Source organism: Nocardioides marmorisolisilvae (assembly GCF_031656915.1).
GTDB lineage: Bacteria > Actinomycetota > Actinomycetes > Propionibacteriales > Nocardioidaceae > Marmoricola > Marmoricola terrisoli.
Genome location: NZ_CP134227.1, coordinates 3537232 through 3556349 on the forward strand (window position 1 = coordinate 3537232; position 19118 = coordinate 3556349).

General features: G+C 70.3%; 18 protein-coding genes. 11 read left to right on the top strand and 7 right to left on the bottom strand.

Going from position 1 to position 19118, the window contains the following annotated elements; genetic code table 11:
* Positions 1-10 precede the first annotated feature (10 nt).
* Entirely contained in the window at positions 11-2659 is a 2649-nt protein-coding gene (locus Q9R13_RS17030; RefSeq protein WP_310962365.1) for a M4 family metallopeptidase, read from the bottom strand.
* Between the two features lie 96 nt (positions 2660-2755).
* Positions 2756-4177: an NAD-dependent malic enzyme gene (locus Q9R13_RS17035; protein ID WP_310962366.1), complete on the bottom strand. Its 1422-nt coding sequence runs from the start codon at positions 4175-4177 to the stop codon at positions 2756-2758.
* A gap of 179 nt (positions 4178-4356) precedes the next feature.
* Here Q9R13_RS17035 and Q9R13_RS17040 point away from each other — a divergent pair, with 179 nt between their 5' ends.
* The gene (locus Q9R13_RS17040; RefSeq protein ID WP_310962367.1) at positions 4357-5436 is read left to right on the top strand and encodes an IS110 family RNA-guided transposase; all 1080 of its coding nucleotides are present in this window, start codon (positions 4357-4359) and stop codon (positions 5434-5436) included.
* A 313-nt stretch (positions 5437-5749) separates the two neighbouring features.
* Here Q9R13_RS17040 and Q9R13_RS17045 read toward each other — a convergent pair whose 3' ends face one another.
* Positions 5750-6400 (bottom strand): hypothetical protein, encoded by a 651-nt coding sequence (locus Q9R13_RS17045; RefSeq protein WP_310962368.1) that lies wholly within the window; start codon positions 6398-6400, stop codon positions 5750-5752.
* Between the two features lie 84 nt (positions 6401-6484).
* Here Q9R13_RS17045 and Q9R13_RS17050 point away from each other — a divergent pair, with 84 nt between their 5' ends.
* Positions 6485-6658 (top strand): DUF5302 domain-containing protein, encoded by a 174-nt coding sequence (locus Q9R13_RS17050; protein WP_310962369.1) that lies wholly within the window; start codon positions 6485-6487, stop codon positions 6656-6658.
* A gap of 18 nt (positions 6659-6676) precedes the next feature.
* Here Q9R13_RS17050 and Q9R13_RS17055 read toward each other — a convergent pair whose 3' ends face one another.
* Positions 6677-7354, bottom strand: a complete 678-nt coding sequence (locus Q9R13_RS17055; RefSeq protein ID WP_310962370.1) for a GAF and ANTAR domain-containing protein — start codon at positions 7352-7354, stop codon at positions 6677-6679.
* Positions 7355-7604: 250 nt separating this feature from the next.
* Between Q9R13_RS17055 and Q9R13_RS17060 the strand changes: the two genes are divergently transcribed.
* Genes Q9R13_RS17060 through Q9R13_RS17070 form a run of 3 tightly spaced genes read left to right on the top strand, consistent with a single transcriptional unit; the run spans position 7605 to position 10156 of the window.
* Positions 7605-8144: a MaoC family dehydratase gene (locus Q9R13_RS17060; RefSeq protein ID WP_310962371.1), complete on the top strand. Its 540-nt coding sequence runs from the start codon at positions 7605-7607 to the stop codon at positions 8142-8144.
* 18 nt (positions 8145-8162) lie between these two features.
* Positions 8163-9224: a hypothetical protein gene (locus Q9R13_RS17065; protein ID WP_310962372.1), complete on the top strand. Its 1062-nt coding sequence runs from the start codon at positions 8163-8165 to the stop codon at positions 9222-9224.
* Positions 9221-10156 (top strand): glycosyltransferase family 2 protein, encoded by a 936-nt coding sequence (locus Q9R13_RS17070; RefSeq protein WP_310962373.1) that lies wholly within the window; start codon positions 9221-9223, stop codon positions 10154-10156. Before Q9R13_RS17065 ends, Q9R13_RS17070 begins: the two co-directional genes overlap by 4 nt.
* Positions 10157-10174: 18 nt before the next feature.
* On the opposite strand, the gene Q9R13_RS17075 is transcribed toward Q9R13_RS17070, so the two are convergent.
* Complete coding sequence (locus tag Q9R13_RS17075) at positions 10175-12193, bottom strand: LTA synthase family protein (protein WP_310962374.1); 2019 nt, start codon at positions 12191-12193, stop codon at positions 10175-10177.
* An 82-nt stretch (positions 12194-12275) separates the two neighbouring features.
* Between Q9R13_RS17075 and Q9R13_RS17080 the strand changes: the two genes are divergently transcribed.
* The 3 genes from Q9R13_RS17080 to Q9R13_RS17090 all read left to right on the top strand — a co-directional run bounded on the left by Q9R13_RS17080 (position 12276) and on the right by Q9R13_RS17090 (position 14229).
* Positions 12276-12848: a histidine phosphatase family protein gene (locus Q9R13_RS17080; RefSeq protein ID WP_310962375.1), complete on the top strand. Its 573-nt coding sequence runs from the start codon at positions 12276-12278 to the stop codon at positions 12846-12848.
* A gap of 84 nt (positions 12849-12932) precedes the next feature.
* On the top strand, positions 12933-13580 hold the full coding sequence (locus Q9R13_RS17085; protein ID WP_310962376.1) for a DUF6758 family protein: 648 nt from the start codon (positions 12933-12935) through the stop codon (positions 13578-13580).
* 43 nt (positions 13581-13623) lie between these two features.
* Positions 13624-14229, top strand: a complete 606-nt coding sequence (locus Q9R13_RS17090; protein WP_310962377.1) for a MarC family protein — start codon at positions 13624-13626, stop codon at positions 14227-14229.
* Between the two features lie 186 nt (positions 14230-14415).
* On the opposite strand, the gene Q9R13_RS17095 is transcribed toward Q9R13_RS17090, so the two are convergent.
* Positions 14416-15207, bottom strand: coding sequence for an SDR family NAD(P)-dependent oxidoreductase (locus tag Q9R13_RS17095; protein ID WP_310962378.1), 792 nt, complete (start codon positions 15205-15207; stop codon positions 14416-14418).
* Between the two features lie 59 nt (positions 15208-15266).
* Between Q9R13_RS17095 and Q9R13_RS17100 the strand changes: the two genes are divergently transcribed.
* On the top strand, positions 15267-16040 hold the full coding sequence (locus tag Q9R13_RS17100; protein ID WP_310962379.1) for a ParA family protein: 774 nt from the start codon (positions 15267-15269) through the stop codon (positions 16038-16040).
* 2 nt (positions 16041-16042) lie between these two features.
* Positions 16043-16720, top strand: a complete 678-nt coding sequence (locus Q9R13_RS17105; RefSeq protein WP_310962380.1) for a L,D-transpeptidase — start codon at positions 16043-16045, stop codon at positions 16718-16720.
* Between the two features lie 47 nt (positions 16721-16767).
* Here Q9R13_RS17105 and Q9R13_RS17110 read toward each other — a convergent pair whose 3' ends face one another.
* Positions 16768-18306, bottom strand: a complete 1539-nt coding sequence (locus tag Q9R13_RS17110) for a DEAD/DEAH box helicase (protein WP_310962381.1) — start codon at positions 18304-18306, stop codon at positions 16768-16770.
* Between the two features lie 98 nt (positions 18307-18404).
* On the opposite strand from Q9R13_RS17110, the gene Q9R13_RS17115 reads away from it, so the two are divergent.
* On the top strand, positions 18405-19097 hold the full coding sequence (locus tag Q9R13_RS17115; protein ID WP_310962382.1) for a ferritin-like fold-containing protein: 693 nt from the start codon (positions 18405-18407) through the stop codon (positions 19095-19097).
* Positions 19098-19118: the final 21 nt, after the last annotated feature.

The window sequence follows — 19118 nt, forward strand, 5'->3', positions numbered from 1 at the left end:
GCGATCCGGCTCAGCAGCGTCCGGCGGGCCTCGCCCGGGTCACGAGGTCCATCCGGCCGACGCTGAAGTCCGTCCAGAGGACTCGACGGCCGCCGGCGGCGGCGAAGGCCGTCTGCGCCCCCCGGCTGCACGACACCCGCTCGCGCCTCCCGCCGGTGGACGGGATCTGGACCAGGCGTGGCCTCTCGAACGACTCGTAGGTGACGGCCTTGCGGCTGGCGCTCAACGAGGCGAAGCGGGGCGCGTAGCGGGCGGTGTCGGGCACCAGCACCTGCTGGTGCCCCGTGCGGCGGCTCATCCGCACGATGGCGTCGCGCAGGCTTCGGCGGCCGCGATCAGCCACGTAGTAGACCGCGGACCCCACGACCGTCGGCTGGTAGATGCCAGCGACCGTCTGCTTCGACACCGGCCGGACCGTGGCCAGGGTGCGGGTGCTGCCGCGTCGGGCGTCGTACGCGCGAAGCAGCCCGCTGCCGCCTGGACGGAAGTCGAGCACCGTGTAGTAGACCGTGTCGCCGGAGACGTCGAAGTCGCCCAGCATGTGCTGTGGCGATGCCCTGACCGTGTGCAGCCGGCCACCGGACCGGTGCACCACCAGCTTGTACCCGCCCCTGGCGGTGGTCAGCGTCCATGCCGTCGTGAGGCCGTCCACGCCGGTGGCCCAGACCATGGCGTGGCGGTACGACGCCAAGGTGTGCGTGCGACCGCCGGAGAGGCTGCGCAGCTGGACCCGCACCGTGGTGCCGGCCGCTGTGGTGGCGGTCGCGGACCAGGCCGCGTGACGCCCGTCGGTCGACGGCACGTCGTAGACCAGGTGGCTGTTCGAGGAGATCAGCCGGTGGCCGGCGTGGTCGGTGCGGCCTGCGTAGACCGACGGTCGTCGGTCGCCCAGCCGGCCCGCATCGGTGATCACCCAGTGGCGGCCGCCCACCGAGACGTTGCCGCCCGAGCTCATCCCGGGATACAGCGCCCGGCTGTCCATGCCGGCGACGCTGTGCTCCCAGCCGGCGACGACCCCACGGACGCGGAACGCGTCTCGCAGCCTGCCCAGCTGGGTGCTGGTCGCGCCTGCTGACCTGGCCACGGCAAGGAGGCCGGCGCGGGCGTCGAGGAAGTCGGAGAGCGGGGTGAGGTACTGGGTCAGCAGCGTGTACATGTCCCGGTTCGCGACGGCGATGCCGAGGATCCGGCGCGCCTGCCAGAACGCGCCGCTCATGATCGTCGAGTTGTCGTGCACGCCGCCGTTGTCGTCCCCGCTGCCGTCGAACTGGGCGGTGGTGTGCAGCTTGTCGAGGTTCCGGGTGGCGCAGGCGGCAGGGGTCTCGTCGCGGCAGAGGCTCTGGCCCATCAGGCCGTCGAGCGGTGAGCTTGGCTTGATGCCCAGGGTCTGGTTCTCGATCGCGTTGCCGAAGTAGTCGGCGACCGCCTCGTTGAGGGCGCCGGACTGGCCGAAGCCGAGCAGCCCGGCCGAGTGCTGGACGACTCCGTGGGTCATCTCGTGACCGACCACGTCGAGGGACGCCGAGAACGGCCGATAGCCGTCCCCGCCTACGCCGTAGACCATCTCGTCGCCGTTCCAGAAGGCATTCGGGAATGCTCCGCCGTGGTCGGAGACACCGACGACGGACACGATCCGGCCGCCCTTGCCGTCCAGGCCGTCGCGGCCCAGGGACTTGTAGAAGTCGTAGACGCGCTCGGCGCCCCACTGGGCGTCGATCGCTCCATAGGGGTTCGCCGTGAACGGGATCGTCGCCGAGGTGACCAGCCTCGGGCCCGAGGGGATGCCGCCCCCGGCGAAACGAGTGAGATCCTCGCGGTTCGCGTCGTAGGTCTCGATGCCGTGTCCTCGCGTGGTGTCACGCAGCACGTAGCCCCTCGCGGTGCTGGTGGCCTGCAACGGGAGTGCGGGGCCGTGGAATCCGTGGCCCGTGGTGTCCACCGGAGTGTCGTAGTCGATCGCGTCATAGCTCAGCACCGGCTGCGACCGGCCGGCGGCGACGAAGGTTTCCTCGCGCACCGGGAGCCCCGAGCCTGCCCGCCGCCCGGTCACCGTCACGTGCCGGGCGAGCAGACCGCGGCCGAACGGGAGCACCACCTCGCCGCCGTCGTGGACGCGCACGTTCCGGACGGTGCGGGACACTGCGCGCTGCGCGACGAGCGCCGCGGTCCGCGTGCTCACGGTTGCGGTCAGGTCGGGCTCCAGGTGACCGAAGTAGCGGCCGCTGGTCCCCTCGACCACGTGGCGCGCATCGCTGGCGCGAACCCTGACGACGTACTGCGCACCGAGCACCGGAATGCCGTGATATCGCTGGGCGAAGCGGACCGCCTTCACCCCACCGCTCGACGAGGTGCCGACCCGGCGCAGGTCCGCGTGCGGGTGGGCGATCCGATAGCGGTCCCGGTGAGAGGCGAGGAAAGAGAGCGCTGCCGAGGTGGCTCCCGGCGCGCGCATCCGCACCCGCAGGCCCGCCGTCAGCGGCGGAGTGTCGGTGGGACTGAGCGCCGTCGACCCGCTGCCCGCGCTGCCGGCCCCAGCAGCCGTCGCCGGGGCCGTGGCGGGCGGTCGCGGGGACGAGGGGCCGCCGTCAGCGTGCGCGGGCGAGACAGCGAACAACGGGACCGCCAGCGCCGCAGCGGCGGCGAGCGCGAGTCGAGACACGGGGCACTCCGATCACCGGGTCGCGTGACCTGCGCACGCAGCCCCGCGCACACCCTAGTGCTGGCAGCGCGCCGTTCGGCCGGAATTCCCAGATACTCAGGCGTCGGTGGGCGCCTGCTCGCCACCGCTGATGGCCGCGGCGACCGCACCGGGGACGTCCGGGTGGAAGACGCTGGGAATGATGAAGTAGGGGTTGAGCTCCTCGTCGGTCACCACGTGGGCGATCGCCTCGGCGGCACGCAGCAGCATCGGCACGGTGATGTCCCGGGCTCGCGCATCGAGAAGGCCGCGGAAGACGCCAGGGAACGCGAGCACGTTGTTGATCTGGTTGGGGTAGTCACTGCGGCCGCTGGCGACCACGGCCGCCCGTTTGGCCGCCTCGGCCGGGTCGACCTCCGGGTCGGGGTTGGCCAGGGCGAACACCACCGCGTCGTCGGCCATGTCGTCGATCCACTCAGGCTCCAGGATGCCGGGCGCGCTGACGCCGATGAAGACGTCGGCGCCGCACAGCGCGGTGTGCAGGTCGCCGGTCACCCCCCGAGGGTTGGTGCGGGAGGCGACATCGGCCATGGCCGGCGACAGCGAGTCGTCGTCGCCGCACAGCGCTCCGTCGCGGTCGACCACGACCACGTCCGCGGCACCCGCTGCCAGGAGCAGGGTGACGATGGCCGTGCCCGCTGCGCCAGCGCCGGACACCACGACCCGGGCGTCCTCGAGCCGCTTGTCGACACAGCGCATCGCGTTGGTGAGCGCGGCCAGCACGACGATCGCGGTGCCGTGCTGGTCGTCGTGGAAGACCGGGATGTCGAGCAGCTCACGCAGCCGGCGCTCGACCTCGAAGCAGCGCGGAGCGGCGATGTCCTCCAGGTTGATGCCACCGAAGCCGGGGGCGATCGCGACCACTGCCTCCACGATCTTGTCCACGTCCTGGGTCGCCAGGCAGATCGGCCAGGCGTCGATGTTCGCGAACCGCTTGAACAGCGCGGCCTTGCCCTCCATCACCGGCAGCGCGGCACCGGGGCCGATGTTCCCCAGGCCCAGGACCGCCGACCCGTCGGTCACCACCGCCACCGTGTTGCCCTTGATCGTCAGCCGGCGGACGTCCTCGGGGTGCTCGGCCAGCGCGAGGCTGACTCGCCCGACACCGGGCGTATACGCCATCGACAGGTCGTCACGGGTGCGCAGCGGCACCTTCGACTCCACCGCGATCTTGCCGCCGAGGTGCAGCAGGAAGGTCCGGTCGGACACCTTGTGGACGGTGACGCCGTTGACCTCGCCCACTGCGGCGACGATCTCCTCGGCGTGCTCGGAGTCGGTCGCGGAGCAGGTCACGTCGACCACCAGGCGGTCGTGGCGCGAGTCAGTGACGTCGATCGCGGTCACGATGCCGCCCTGGCCGGCGATGCAGGTCGCCACCTGGCCGATCAGCCCCGGGTCGAGATCCGTGTGCAGCCGCATGGTGATGGAGTACGACGCACTGGTCGCTGCACGCCGCCGTCGGGTGTTGTCGCCTGCCATGCCCAGCATCCTGCCACCGTCGCGGCGCGGGCCGGTGTCTGCACGCCCCGAGTCTCAGACGGTATGACGTGACCGCCTCGACGTGAGGGGGTTGCGGGCCGGGGCCTCTCACATGCATGAACGTGGGTTATCGGGCAGGAGCGGCCTGCTCGACCTATCCACAGGCATAGGAGGCCCCGGTGTTCACTGAGCGTACGAGTGTTGGACTCGATGTGCATGCACGGTCGGTCGTCGCGACGGCGATCGACACCACGACCGGCGAGCTGTTCAAGGAACGGCTGATCCCCTCGAACGAGATCGTCCTGGAATGGCTGGCTCGTCTGCCCGGTCCGGTCGCGGTCACCTACGAGGCAGGACCGACGGGGTTCGGATTGGCCCGAGCGCTGGCTGCGGCCGGGCTGCGGTGCGAGGTCGCGGCACCGTCCAAGCTCGTTCGTCCGGCTGGTGATCGGGTCAAGACCGATGCCCGTGACGCGCTGCAACTTGCCAAGCTGCTGCGCAACGACGACGTGACCAGCGTCCGGGTGCCGACGATCTCCCAAGAATCGGCACGCGACCTTGTCAGGGCCCGTGAGGACGTCCGCGGCGATCTGATGCGCGCCCGGCACCGGGTCTCGAAGCTGTTGCTGCGCCACGGACACGTCTACTACGGCGGGCAGACCTGGTCGGCCAAGCACCATGGGTGGCTGCATCGGATCCGCTTCGAGGAGCTGGGCACCCGATGCGCCTACGAGGCCGACCTCGAGGCCATCGAGTTCGCCGTCGCGCGCCGCGATCGCCTCGACAAGCTGATCGCCCAGGTCGCCGCAGACAGCGAGTTCACCGACGTGACACGTCGACTGTGCTGCCTGCGCGGTATCTCGACCTTGACCGGATTCGCGCTCGCCGTCGAGCTCGGTGACTGGCAGCGATTCAACGCCAACGGCATCGGCGCCTACCTCGGACTCGTCCCTTCCGAGCACTCCAGCGGCCAGTCCCGCCGCCAGGGCTCGATCACCAAGACCGGCAACAGCCACGCCCGGCGGCTACTGATCGAGGCCGCCTGGCACCACAAGCCCCGCTACACCGTCGGTGCGGTCCTGCGAGCCCGCTGGGAACAGGCCCCAGAAGCGGCACGCGTGCGCGCGCACGTGGGCAACACCCGACTCAACCAACGCTGGGCCAGCTACACCCGCCGGCACAAGAAGAACACCGTCGCGAACACCGCGATCGCGCGTGAGCTAGCCGGCTGGTGCTGGTCACTAGCCATATTGGAGTAGCCGGCCTACGAAGACTTGGCCTGGCCCGTCAACCGTCTTGACGAGCAGCGCGAGGAGAACCCCGTCCGCGATTGGGCTGTGAGCCACGAAAAAGCTCGTGACGCTCGACCTCAGAGAAGCCGACCACTCCTGCCGCACGCCGTCCTGCGGTAACCAACCCGCGCATATCAGCATCGACCGCGCGTCGACAACGACACGCTGCGACAAGACGACCACAGCCCCAGACCAAGAGAGGCGCCGCCAGCACACCCAGTGCCGGCGGCGCCTCACCCTGCCCTCTTGACAGACAGGGCCCACATATCAGCCCAACGGCTCAGTGGCTCCAGGACCAGCTGGTCAGCACCGAGTCGATGGTGTGCTGGCGCTGGTGGGTTGGGACCTTCGGTGAGAAGGAGAAGCTGATGATGTAGCAGTGGTCGGGTCCGAGCACGACGTACTGGTCGATCCAGTAGGGCTTGTTGACCTCGGAGCGGAGGCCGGCGAGGTGTCCGGCGGGCGAGCCCGCGATCCGGGTCTGCGGGAGTACGGCGTACTTCGGCGCGGTGGACAGCATCCGCTGCCGGATGTTGGCCGTCACCGTCGGCAGCTGCGCCATGGTGAGCGAGCCGTCGGTCACCACGACGTTGAAGTTGCTGCGGAAGCCGTGCACGGACTGCACCGCGCCGGCAGCCCGGTCGATCCCGGTGTCGGTCTTGAGCTTCGACGTCACGTCGCGCCAGCCCTTGGGGAGCCGGAGACGATAGCCGGTGCCGGTGACCTGCGCGCCCTTGGCTGGGGGCGCCGTCGGCGGCGTCGCGGTCGAGCTGGGGCTCGGCGTGGGGTGGGAGGCCGACGGCGCGGCCGAGCCCGGACCGCTGCTCGCTGCGGGGTGTCCGCTACCGCAGCCCGAGACCAGCATCAGCACGGCGGCCAGGGCCGGGAGGACGGGGCGGGCTCCGACCGGGACGTCGCGAAGGTGCCTCACGGGGACAATCTATGCACTCGACGCACGCCGCGCGGGATGCGAGGGTGGTCGGGTCAGCGCCAGGACCACCGGGAGGACCGCACCATGACCGACAACGAGGACCTCAAGGCGAAGATGCGCGAGGCGCTGGAGCGCAAGCACGGCACCGAGCACCCCGACGACTCCGACGCCCGCTCCCGGGAGAAGGTGCACGGCTCCGAACAGAGCGGGGGCGCGCCGAAGATGCACCGTCGCAAGGCCGGTGGCGGCGGCTCCTGAGCTCGCGCCTCGGCGTTGTCAGTGCGGCAGGTCGCGGGTGCTGACCAGCTTCTCGGCGACCGCCCGCAGTTTCATGTTCCGGCTCTGGGAGTAGCGCATCAGGACGGCGAAGGCCCGCTCCTCGTCGATGTTGTAGCGCTCCATCAGGATCCCCTGGGCCTGACCGATCCGCTTGCGCGAGTCGATCGCCTGCCACAGGTGCTCCTCCTCGCGGGCGCTCGCCAGCGCCACCGCGGCATGCCGGGCCAGCACATGGGCCACCTCCTGGTCGGCCACGTCGAAGCGGTTCGGCTGCTCGTCGTACAGGTTGAGCGTGCCGACCGTCGAGGAGCTGGTGTACATCCGCACGCTCAGCAGGCTGCGGATCCCAGCCTGGGACACGGCATGGGCCCACCGCGGCCACCGGGTCTCGGTCCGGGTGTCGCCCACGATCACGCTGTAGCGGTCAGCGAGCACGTCGATATCCGGACCCTCCCCGCACTCGACCTGGATGGCCTCCAGATCGGCCACCAGCGAGTCGGTGGCGGCAGCGGTCTCGATCCGCTGGCCGTTGTGCACGAAGACCACGCCGGCGTACCCGCAGTGCACCGCCTTGAGCGCGTACTGGAGCACGCGGTCGACGGTCTCGTGCACGCTCTCCTCGCCATGCAGATCCAGCGCCATCTGCGCGAAGTCTTCAAGGAAGTCGTTGTCCATCGGGTCTCGCTATCGGCTCGTGCGCGCCGGGGCTTCCCTACACCAGCGCGCCGCCCGCCATGGCACGCTGCTGGACCACGGTGGGAGGATTCAACCACCTGCCCGACCCGGACCGATACCCGCCACCCCTCTTTCGTGGTGGCGGGTGAGCAACGCCACCCACCCCGGGGTCGTGCGCACGGGCGGACTTCGGCAGCATAGGGCCTGATCCCGGCGACCGCCGGTCGACCATGACGAGTGGAGAGCAGCCGTGCAGTTCGGACGCAGCTACGAGGAGTTCGAGGTCGGTGCGACCTACAAGCACTGGCCGGGCAAGACGGTCACCGAGTTCGACGACCACATGTTCTGTCTGCTCACGATGAACCACCACCCGCTGCACCTCGACACGAACTACGCCGAGGAGACCACCCAGTTCGGCAAGAACGTCGTGGTCGGCAACTACGTGTACTCGATCCTGCTCGGGATGAGCGTCCCCGACATCAGCGGCAAGGCGATCGCCAACCTCGAGATCGAGTCGCTGCGGCACGTGGCCCCCACCTTCCATGGCGACACGCTGTACGGCGAGACCACCGTGCTCGACAAGTGGGAGAGCAAGTCCAAGGACGACCGGGGCGTCGTGCACGTCGAGACGATCGGCTACAACCAGGACGGGAAGGTTGTGTGCATCTTCCGCCGCAAGGTGATGGTGCCCAAGGACAACTACCTCGAGGCCCGTGGCGGTGAGCAGCCCGGACGCCCGGTCCCGCAGCCGGACAAGAACTGGCCGGGGCCCGACGGCGCGGCCGGCTGACCGGACAGGGGTTCGGACGTGGCCACCCGAGTCGTCCTGCACGTCGGAGCGATGAAGTCCGGCACCAGTTTCATCCAGCAGGTGCTGCTCGCCAACAAGGACCGGCTCGCCGAGCACGGCATCCTGTTCCCGGGCAAGCGCTGGCGCGACCAGGTGGTGGCCGTGCACGACCTGATCGAGCACGACGAGCTCGCCGAGGACGGCCCATGGCACGCGATGGCGGCGCAGGTGCGCGACTGGCCGGGCACCGCGATCATCTCGATGGAGTTCCTCGGGCCGCGGTCGCGGCCGAAGATCGAGATGGTCAAGGAGTCCTTCGGCGACGCCGACCTCCAGGTGGTCCTGACCGCACGCGACCTGGCCAGGACCATTCCGTCGATGTGGACCGAGTCCGTGCAGAACAGGGGCACAGCGACCTGGCCGGCGTACCTGCGCGGCGTACGCAGTGAGGCACTGACCGCCGAGGGGCGGGCGTTCTGGCGCCAGCAGCGCATCCCCGCGATCGCCAAGCGCTGGTCCTCGGTGTTCGGGCGCGACCACTTCACGCTGATCACCGTGCCGCCCCGCGGAGCACCCCCGACGCTGCTGTGGGAGCGGTTCTGCTCGGTCGCGGGCGTCCCCGAGGGCCTCTGCGACCTCGAGGCCCCCGGCAACCCGGCGCTCGACGCACCGTCGGCGATGGTGATGCGGGCGCTCAACGAACGACTCCAGGAGCGCGGCCTGGACTCGGCCGACTACGACCGGTTCGTCAAGCGCTCACTGGCCAAGAACGGCATCGGCCGGCGTCCGGAGCGCGGAGCGCCCGTCGGCCTCGACGAGCGCTGGGTGCTCAAGAAGGCGCGCTCCGAGCTCGCCGGGCTCGCCGCGCTCGACCTGCGGGTGGTCGGTGACCTGGCCGAGCTCGAGCCCCAGCCCGTCCCCGGCGTGCACACCGACAAGGTGACCACCCAGGAGCAGCTCGACGCGGCCCTGGACGGGTTGGCCGCGGTGATCGAGCTGTGGGCCGAGGACAGCCGGGTCCGGGCCGCGCGGCAGCGACGTCGCCTCAAGCGGGCACGTCGCAAGGCGCGCAGGCAATGAGCCGCTTCTCGCGCCGTGCCGGCCGTGAGGCTCCGGTCGACGCGGACGACACCCGGGTGGCCGTGGTCACCATGGTGCGTGACGAGGGCACGGTGCTGCCGCTGTGGCTCTCGCACTACGCCGACCAGGTCGGTGAGGACAACCTCTACATCGTCGACGACAGCTCCGAGGACGGCTCGACCGACGACCTGCCGTGCAACGTGCTGCGGGTGCCGCCGGTCCGGGAGGGGAAGTTCGAAAGCTCCCGGATGCGGGCGGTCAGCGGCCTCGCAGACGGTTTGCTCGGACTGTACGACGCGGTGGTGTTCTGCGACGCCGACGAGTTCCTGGTCCCCGACCCGGCGCAGTACGCCGGGCTGCGCGACGTGGTGGCCGCGCACGCGGCCCGGGGTGCCGAGGCGGTCGGCACCCTCGGCTTCAACGTGGTCCAGCACCTCGGCGTCGAGCCCGCGCTCGACCTGACCGCACCGGTGTTGACGCAGCGGCACTACGCCGTGTTCGTGCCGACCATGTGCAAGCCGAGCATCAACCTCTCCGGATCCGCCTGGGTGGCGGCGTCGCACGGGATCCGCGCCGACTACCGCGTGGATCCGGCCGTGTTCATGTTCCACCTCAAGTTCGCCGACCGCGACCTGCTGCACGCCGCCGGCGAGCACCGCCGCAAGATGGTGGAGCTCGACGGCCGATCCCAGGTGACCAGCTGGCGACGCGGTGGTGACGAGCTGGTCGGGCTGCTGGAGAAGGTCTCGTCCGGCATCGACCCGGCGCGCACACCCGAGTTCGTGCCACCCAGGGGGCGTGCGCTGGACCGGCTGGTCATCGCCGACGACCAGCGCCCGGGCGCCCATCGAGCGCCCAAGGGAGGTCAGGTCAAGGCGATGGAGCAGCGTCCGGCCGAGCGCATCCCGGCCCGGTTCACCGGCACGTTCTGAGCCGCGCCGCTCCAGCGGTCACCGGGGCGGGTTGCCGAACATCGTCGACTCCGACCAGCGGTGTCCGACGCTCAGGTCGTACTGGATCAACCGGTAGTCCTTGAGCACGGCCTTGGCGGCCGGGTCCAGGTCCTTGGCCGAGGTCAGCTGGTCGGTCGCGTTGATCTTCATCCCGGCATCCATCGCCGGCACCTGCTTCTGAACCGCATCCAGCAGGGCGTAGTACGCCGGAATCGGGGCGTTCATCGCGTTGAACAGCATCGGGTAGAAGTGCGTCGGGCTGGTGGTCGGCAGGGTGGTGTGCTTGAACCTCTTGACGTTCGACCAGATCAGGAACGGCGTCTCGTGGGCCGTGCGCAGACCCTCGCGGCGGATGAAGTTGCCGGGGTAGACCTGCGGAGGCAGGTGGTCGCCGTACATGATCACCACCGTCGGCTTGTCGGTCTGCGCCGAGAGCTGGTCGGTGAAGCGCTTGAACGCGGCGTCGGTGATGTTGATGCCACGCAGGTACTGCCCGTAGTACTTGTCCAGTGACTTCGGGACGCCGCTGACCGGGATGATCGGGTCCGAGTACTGGTTCTGGTACGGCGTGTGGTTCTGCATCGTGATGACGTGCAGGTAGACCGGCTTGGTGTGGTCGTCGATCTCGTCGAGGATCTGGTCGAACGCCGACTGGTCGTCGATGTAGCGCCCGTGCTCGGCCCGTCGCTTCTCCTTGATCGTGTCCTTGTCGATGAACTGGGAGAACCCGAAGCGCTTGAAGACCTCGACCCGCTTGTACATCTGTGTGGTGTAGGGGTGGATCGCGATCGGCACGTGGTTGCGCTGGGTCAGCCACTGCACGATCGACGGGTAGCTCTTGTAGTGCGTGATCAGCTGCTCGTACGGCGTCTCCAGCTGCGGGTTGAACTGCGCCATCGACTGGCCGGTGAGGACCTCGAACTCCATGTTGGCGGTGCCGCCGCCGTACCCCCAGGCGAGCGTCTTGCCCGAGACGGTCTGCGCCATCGTCTTGGTGATGTTGGGCAACGGGTTCTCCGGCAGCTTGACGCCCTTGAGCCACTCGGGCTGGCTCAGGCTCTCGGACAAGATGTCGACGACGTTGACGTTGTCGAGGCTCCCGGTGCGGCCCTTGTTCATCTTCGCGGCGAGGGCGGTGTACTTCTGGTCGATCTGCCGGATGGTCGCCTCGGAGTACCCGGGCGGGGGGTTCATCGCGGTGACGTGCATGTTGAACAGCAGCCCGGAGACGAAGCCGTTCTTCTGGTAGTTGCGGACCGAGTCCCAGTCGCGCCAGCGCAGGCCGGTCGCGTCGTACATCTTGCGCCAGCTGTTGCCCGAGACGTTGAAGTTGGAGGCAGTGTGCAGCAGCAGCAGACAGAGCACGACCACCACGACGCGGACCCCGCGGGCGATCCAGAGCTGCCTTCTGGAAAGACCGCGCCAGAGCGGCGGGAAGAGCTTCGCGGCCAGCCAGCCCACGCCGGCCGCCGCCGCGATCGCGAGGACCACGCCGACCGCCCCACCGATCAGGTCCATCTTGGGCACGAAGGAGGCGATGAACCCGGGCTGGTTGAGGTAGCTGGTGTCAGTGGGGAGGAGGGGCTCGTTGCGCTGCTCGATCTTGGTGTAGTTGACCACGGCCAGGAAGACCGAGATCACCCCGAGGACGCCCATCGACAGCCACAGCCGGCCGATGAGGGCGAAGATGAGCACCACCACGATCCAGGTGATCAGCAGGCTGGGCCAGAGCCCTGCCGGATGCAGGATCGGCTGCCAGCCGCCCTGGTGCGGCACGCCGCGCCACATCGAGTAGTCCAGGACGAGGTTGGCGGCCCAAGCGCAGAAGAGGCTCAGCACCAGGGCGCAGAGTGCGGTGAAGGCCCAGCGGATCCGGCCGGGCCGGCGCCGGAACGGCTGGTCGGAGTCCCGCAACGGCGCACCGTCGCCGGCGGAGGTCTCCTCCGGGGAGGCCGGGACCTCGGTGGTCAGCTCCGGATCCGACGCCTCCGTGTCGGGGGCCTGAGGATGTGTCACGGGCGAATCCTACGTTTTGCGCCTCCCGAATTGTCCCAGGTCGTGCTGACATGGGACGCGCGCGTCGTGACAGGGTGGCTCCATGGCCGACGGCGGACAGGGTGAGCTCTGGGTGGTGCGGCACGGGGCGACCGAGTGGAGCGCCGCCGGCCGGCACACCTCGGTCACCGATCTGCCGCTGACGCCCGACGGCGAGGCGGAGGCCCGCGCAGTGGCTCCGAGGCTGGCCGAGGTGGCCTTCGACCTGGTGCTGACCAGCCCTCGGCTGCGGGCCCGCACCACCGCCCGGCTGGCCGGCTTCCCGGACGCGGTCGTGGACGAGGACCTCGCCGAGTGGCGCTACGGCGACTACGAGGGCCTCACCACCGCACAGATCAGGGAGCAGGTGCCGGACTGGACGGTCTGGCGCCGGCCCTGCCCCGGAGGCGAGACCGCGGACGAGGTCGGTGCCCGGCTCGACCGGGTCGTGGCCCGGGCGCGGGAGGACGGCGGTCGCGTGCTGGCCTTCGGGCACGGCCACGCCCTGCGGGTGCTGGCCGCACGCTGGCTCGGCCTGCCGCCACAGGAGGGTCGTCTGCTGGTCCTCGGGACCGGCACGCTGTCCTCGCTGGGCTACGAGCACGGCGAGCCGGCGGTCAGTCGGTGGAACGGCTGAGAGCGAGCCGCTCCGGAGGCCTGGCGGGACGCTTCGGTCCGCCAGCGGTTCCCGTCGGCGCCGGCACGCACTAGCCTCGCGGGTGTGGCGCTGGAGGCCTCGTGTCCGCGGTGCCCGTTGCCGGTCAAGGAGGGCGACGGGGGGTTCGCTTGCGGCCGGCACGGTCGGATCGTGCCGCTGTGGCGCCCGCGGGCTGCGGCGTACGACGCCTTCGCAGAGCTGATCGGCCGATCCGCGGAGGTCCCCACCTACCTGCCCTGGCCGATGAGCCCGGGCTGGACGATCGCGGACTTCGGCTGCGTCGGACACCCGGACGGTCCGGCTACGGCGACCGTGACGACCACGGTCGGGACCAGCGACCTCGACGGCCCGGTCGAGGTCACCGTGGTGTCCGAGGACCCCGGCGTCGGTCTCGGCGCGCGCTGTGCCGGGTCCCAGCACCTCGATCCCGGCGAGCAGGTGGGCGTCGGGCCACCCGCCGTACGTGTGCGGGCCGGAGGACGCTCGGTGCCGCTGTGGTCGGTCGACATCGAGGAGGACCCCGACGCGGAGGATGACCTGCTGACCAGGTCGGTCTTCGCCGGCGAGGCCGAGGGGCGCTGGCTCTGGCTGGTGCTGCGGCCCGCATCCGCCGCTCTGCTGCTGCACGACGAGTGGCTGCTGGCCGACATCACCGGCTTCGGGCCCGAGGCGCTCGAGATGCCGTTCGGGGGGCCGCGGCCGGAGTGGTGAGCGGGCACAATGTCCGCGTGCACGTGATCGTCGAGGCCGCGCGGTGAGCCTGACCCTGCTGATCGAGGTCTTCGTGACCCTCTTCGTGATCATGGACCCGGTCGGGACGATCCCGATCTTCCTGTCGCTGACCAGCGGTCGCTCCGGGGCGATGATCCGCCGGGCGGCGTGGCAGGCGGTGGCGGTCTCCTTCGGGGTGATCGTGGCGTTCGCGTTCTTCGGCCAGCAGATCCTGGAGTACCTGCACATCTCGCTGCCGGCGCTGCAGTGCGCCGGCGGCCTGCTGCTCCTGCTGGTCGCCCTCGAGCTGCTGACCGGCAAGGAGGAGGCCCCCGTGGTCACCGGCGAGACGAACGTCGCGCTGGTGCCGTTGGGCACGCCCCTGCTCGCCGGCCCCGGCGCGATCGTCGCCACGATGGTGTTCTCCAAGCAGGTGCACCACTGGGGAGCCTTCGCGGCGGTCGCGCTCGGCGTCGTACTCGTGCACGTCGCGCTGTGGCTGGCGATGCGCTTCTCGCTGCCCATCCTCCGGCTGATCCGCGAGGGCGGCGTGCTGCTGATCACCCGGATCGCCGGCCTGCTGCTCTCTGCGATCGCCGTCCAGATGGTCGCCGACGCCGTACGCGCCTTCGTCCTCGGTCAGGGCTGATCGGGGGCCGAGGCGGCGCAAGTGTGCAGTGGATCGGGGCCGAGACGGCGCAAGTGTGCAGTGGATCGGGGCCGAGGCGGCGCAAGTGTGCAGTGGATCGGGGCCGAGGCGGCCCAACTTTGCAATGGGTCGTGCAAGTTTGCGCCGCCTCGACGGGAACTTGCTGCAAATTTGCGCCGCCTCGACCTACTTGCGGCCCAGGGACTGCAGCCGCTGCAGGAGGCCGCCGGGGACGAGCCGGGCGGTGGTGGTGATCGTCTTGTAGCGCACGCTGGGGATGGACAGGACCTTCCCGGCGTCGAGGTCGGCGAGCGCCTGGGTGACCACGTAGTCGGCGTCGAGCCAGAGGAACGACGGGGCGCTGTCGGTGTCGCTGCCGAGGCGCTGGTGGAACTCGGTGCGCACGAAGCCCGGGCACAGGGCCGTGACCGTGACGCCGCGGGGCCCGTACTCGTGATGTGCCCACTCGCTGAACCTGTTCACCCACGCCTTCGCGGCGGAGTAGGTGCCCCGGGGCAGGAACGCAGAGACCGAGGAGACGTTGAGCAGCTTGCCGTGCCCACGCTCCACCATCGCGCCGAGAGCCGCGTGGGCGAGCCGCATCGGCGCCACGACGAGTACGTCGAGATGGGCCTGCTCCTGCTCGATCGTGTTGTCGAGGAAGTTGTCCTTCAGTCCGAAGCCCGCGTTGTTGACCAGGATCTCCACCGGGCGCGACCGGTCCGCGAGCCGCCGCTCCACCGTGGCCAGTGACTCCCGGTCGACCAGGTCGGCGGGCAGCACCTCGACGGCGACGCCGTACACCTCCCGCAGCTCGGCAGCGACCTCGGCCAGACGGGCCTCGTTGCGGGCGACCAGGACGAGATCGTGGCCCCGGGCGGCGAGCTGGCGGGCGAACTCGTGGCCGAGGCCGGAGGTCGGGCCGGTGACCAGGGCGGTGCCCGGCGAGCCCGCTGGGGCGGCAGAAGGGTCAGACATGGACACAGCATGCCGGTCACTGCATGGCGCCGGGAAGGAACTGCGGCATGATGGACACGATGTCCACCACCACAGTGCTCGCGGTCGCCAACCAGAAGGGCGGCGTGGCCAAGACGACCTCGGTCGCATCGCTCGGCGCGGCCCTTGCCGAGCTCGGCCACCGGGTCCTCCTCGTTGACCTGGACCCGCAGGCGTGCCTGACCTTCAGCCTGGGCATCGACCCGGAGGACCTCGACGCCTCGGTGCACCACGTGCTCACCAAGGGGCTGGACGCCACCGAGGTGATCATCGAGACCGAGGACGGCGTCGACCTGCTGCCGGCCACCATCGAGCTGGCTCGCGCCGAGGCCGACCTGCTCACCCGCACCGGCCGTGAGTTCGTGATCCGCACCGTCGTCGCCGACCTGGACCACTACGACTGGGTGCTGCTCGACTGCCCGCCGTCGCTGGGGGTGCTCACCGTCGCTGCCCTGACGGCCGCGAACGGCGTGCTCGTGCCGCTGCAGTGCGAGACGCTGTCCCACCGTGGCGTCGGCCAGCTCCTGGACACCGTCCACGACGTACGCCGGTTCACCAACCCGCACCTCGAGGTCTGGGGCGTGCTGCCCACCTTGTACGACGGCCGCACCAATCACGCCCGAGCAGTGCTCGACAACATCTCGGAGACCTACGGCCTGGCCGTCATCGGCCCGCCCATCCCCAAGTCGATCCGGTTCGCCGAGGCACCGGCGGCGGGCCGGTCGATCTTGGCCACCTCACGCACCAGCAAGGGCGCCCAGGCCTACCGTGAGGTCGCGCGCAACCTGACCACGTTCTCGACGGCACGGTCCTGACCATGCCGCGCCCCACTGGCCAGCATCGTGCCGAAGGGCGTGCGCAGCTCCGCCCGAACTACCGCCGGATGGGTTTCGCCGGTGCGGCATTCGCGATCACCCTGGTCGCCCTGCTGGCCGGCATCGGGGTGATCCCGCTGCAGCATCGGCAGCCGGCCGCCGCCGAGACGCACCTCCCGGCGACGAGCCAGCAGGCCACGGTCCGCTCACTTGCCGCGGGCGCCCAGCCGGTGGACAGGCGCGCTGCCGGCACGTCGGGCATCAGCAGGGCGTCGACCGCCCTTCCGACGAACTCCGGTCATGGCCGCCGGATCGTCTTCGACATCTCCGACCAGCGGGTCTGGCTGGTCGGCCACGGTGACGACGTCGCGTCGACGTACCTCGTCTCCGGCAGCCTCACCGACAACCTGCACCCGGGCAGCTACGCGGTCTACTCCCGGTCACGCTGGGCCGTCGGGGTCGACGACTCCGGCGTGATGCAGTACTTCGTCCGGTTCGCGCACGGCAAGCACGCCGCGATCGGCTTCCACAGCATCCCGACCAAGCACGGTCAGCCGCTGCAGACCCGGGCCGAGCTGGGCAGGCCGGCCTCCCACGGCTGCATCCGGCAGTGGCTGCCGGACGCGATCAGGCTGTGGCGGTTCGCCCCGGTCGGGACCAAGGTCGTCGTGACCGCCTGACGCGCGGCCAGGCCACGCACATCGCGGCGTGCCCGAGAACCCCGCGGTCAGCTCTCGGTGGAGCTGGCGGGCCTGCCACCACGGGTACGACGACGGCTGCGACTGCGTGCGGGGCGATCCGAGGAGGGCCCGCTCGACTTGTCCCCCGTCGCCTGCGCCGCCGCCGATGAGCCTGCTCCGGACTGACCACGGCTCTGACCGCCGGAGCGGCCCTCCGGGCGGCCACCCGATCGGCCGCCGGACCGACCGCCGCCGGAGCGGCCGCCGCTCGGCCCACCACGACCGCGGCCAGCGGGCTCGGCGCGCTCGACCTTGATCGAGCCCTCGGGGACGATGCGTCCCTTGATGCCCGGCGCGATGCCCTGGTCGTGCAGGAAGTGCTCGGAGCTGGAGTAGGTCTCGGCCGGGTCGTCGAACGGCAGGTCGAGCGCCTTGTTGATCATCTTCCAGCGGTGCAGGTCGGCCCAGTCCACGAACGTGATCGCGATCCCGGTCGCGCCCGCGCGGCCGGTGCGACCGATCCGGTGGACATAGGTCTTCTCGTCCTCGGGGCAGGTGTAGTTGACCACGTGGGTCACGCCGCTCACGTCGATGCCGCGGGCGGCCACGTCGGTGGCGACCAGCACCTGGAGCTTGCCCTCGCGGAACCGGGTCAGCGCCTTCTCACGGGCGCCCTGGGCCATGTCGCCGTGCAGCGGGCTCGTCTTGAAGCCACGCTCGGTGAGGTCGTCGGCGATGCGCTGCGCCTGCCGTTTGGTGCGGGTGAAGACGATCATCAGGTCCGCGCCCTCGGCCTGCAGCAGCCGGCCCAGCATCTCCGGCTTGTCCAGGTCGTGGGCCTGGTAGATGAACTGCGCGGTGGCCGGCACCGTCGCGTTCTCGTACGACGACTCCGCGCGGATGTTCATCGGGTGGCGCATGTGGGTGCGTGCCAGGGCCACGATCGCCGCCGGCATGGTGGCCGAGAACAGCATCGTCTGCCGGGTCTCGGGCGTCTTGGCGAGCAGCTTCTCGACGTCGGGCAGGAAGCCGAGGTCGAGCATCTCGTCGGCCTCGTCCAGCACCAGGCTCTTGACGTGGGAGATGTCCAGCGCGCGCCGGTTCATCAGGTCGATCAGCCGGCCGGGTGTGCCCACGACGATGTCGACGCCGGTCTCCAGCGCGTCGAGCTGCGGCTCGTAGGGGACGCCGCCGTACACGGTGAGCACCCGCATGCCGCGGTCGGCGCTGGCCACCGTGAGGTCGCCGGAGACCTGGATCGCGAGCTCGCGGGTCGGCGCCACGATCAGTGCCTGCGGCTTGCCGGGAGCGACGAGCTCTTCGTAGTCGGGGTCGTGCGGGGCGACGCTGCGCTGGATCACGGGGATGCCGAAGGCCAGCGTCTTGCCGGTGCCGGTGCGGGCCTGTCCGATCAAGTCGGTGCCCATCAGAGCGACGGAGAGGGTCATCTCCTGGATGGCGAACGGGGTCACGATGCCCACGCGCTCGAGCGCGTCGGCGATCTCGGGGAGCACCCCGAGCTCTCGGAATGTGGTCAGGATCTTGCCTGTTCTCTTGGGATTTCGGATGTGGTGGGCCCTTGTCATCTGGGGCGTCCACACCGTCCCGTCATGTCGCCCTCACTGGGATCAGGGCCCGGGCGACAGAGTCAATCTGATGGCCATGGTATCGGTACCCTGCCCCCATGAGCGAACCGAGCGAGCCGATCGCCTTCTCCGACCCCGCCTACCGGGCCGCTGTCGTGGACCTGATGGGCGTGATCGCGTACGGCGAGCTGTCCGCCTTCGAGAGGCTGGTCGACGACGCCAAGCTGTCGCCGCGGCTGACCGACAAGCTCGCCCTGGACAGCATGGCGACCGCCCAGTTCGGCCACGTCCAGCCGCTGATGGACCGGATCACCCAACTCGGCTCCGACCCCGTCGACGCGATGGCGCCCTTCGTGGAGCCGTTCGACGCCTTCCACGCCAAGACCGCGCCGAGCGACTGGCTCGAGGGCCTGGTCAAGGCGTACGTCGGGGACGGCCTGGCCGCCGACTTCTACCGTGAGATCGCCGCATTCGTGGATGCCGGCACCCGGGAGCTGATCATGGACTCGCTGCAGGACGCGGGCCAGGCCGACTTCGTCGTCGACCGGGTCAAGCAGGCGATCGCCGACGACCACCGGGTGGCCGGTCGGTTGGCGTTGTGGGGTCGTCGGCTGATGGGAGAGGCCCTCTCCCAGGGGCAGCGGGTGGCCGCCGAGCGGGACTCGCTCGCTGCGTTGCTGGCCGGCGGAACCGACCGCCCCGGCCTCGACCTGGCCGCGATGACCCGGATGTTCAGCAGGCTCACCGAGAACCACACCCAGCGGATGGCCGAGCTCGGTCTCGCCTCCTGACGCCGCGCGCCCCGCACGCGC

Excerpts from the sequence above, each read along its gene's own strand:
- Q9R13_RS17080 (WP_310962375.1), top strand. The coding sequence starts at position 12,276 with ATGGCCGACGGCGGACAGGGTGAGCTCTGGGTGGTGCGGCACGGGGCG.
- Q9R13_RS17035 (WP_310962366.1), bottom strand. The coding sequence starts at position 4,177 with ATGGCAGGCGACAACACCCGACGGCGGCGTGCAGCGACCAGTGCGTCG.
- Q9R13_RS17105 (WP_310962380.1), top strand. The coding sequence starts at position 16,043 with ATGCCGCGCCCCACTGGCCAGCATCGTGCCGAAGGGCGTGCGCAGCTC.
- Q9R13_RS17070 (WP_310962373.1), top strand. The coding sequence starts at position 9,221 with ATGAGCCGCTTCTCGCGCCGTGCCGGCCGTGAGGCTCCGGTCGACGCG.
- Q9R13_RS17100 (WP_310962379.1), top strand. The coding sequence starts at position 15,267 with ATGTCCACCACCACAGTGCTCGCGGTCGCCAACCAGAAGGGCGGCGTG.
- Q9R13_RS17095 (WP_310962378.1), bottom strand. The coding sequence starts at position 15,207 with ATGTCTGACCCTTCTGCCGCCCCAGCGGGCTCGCCGGGCACCGCCCTG.
- Q9R13_RS17055 (WP_310962370.1), bottom strand. The coding sequence starts at position 7,354 with ATGGACAACGACTTCCTTGAAGACTTCGCGCAGATGGCGCTGGATCTG.
- Q9R13_RS17050 (WP_310962369.1), top strand. The coding sequence starts at position 6,485 with ATGACCGACAACGAGGACCTCAAGGCGAAGATGCGCGAGGCGCTGGAG.
- Q9R13_RS17115 (WP_310962382.1), top strand. The coding sequence starts at position 18,405 with ATGAGCGAACCGAGCGAGCCGATCGCCTTCTCCGACCCCGCCTACCGG.
- Q9R13_RS17110 (WP_310962381.1), bottom strand. The coding sequence starts at position 18,306 with ATGACAAGGGCCCACCACATCCGAAATCCCAAGAGAACAGGCAAGATC.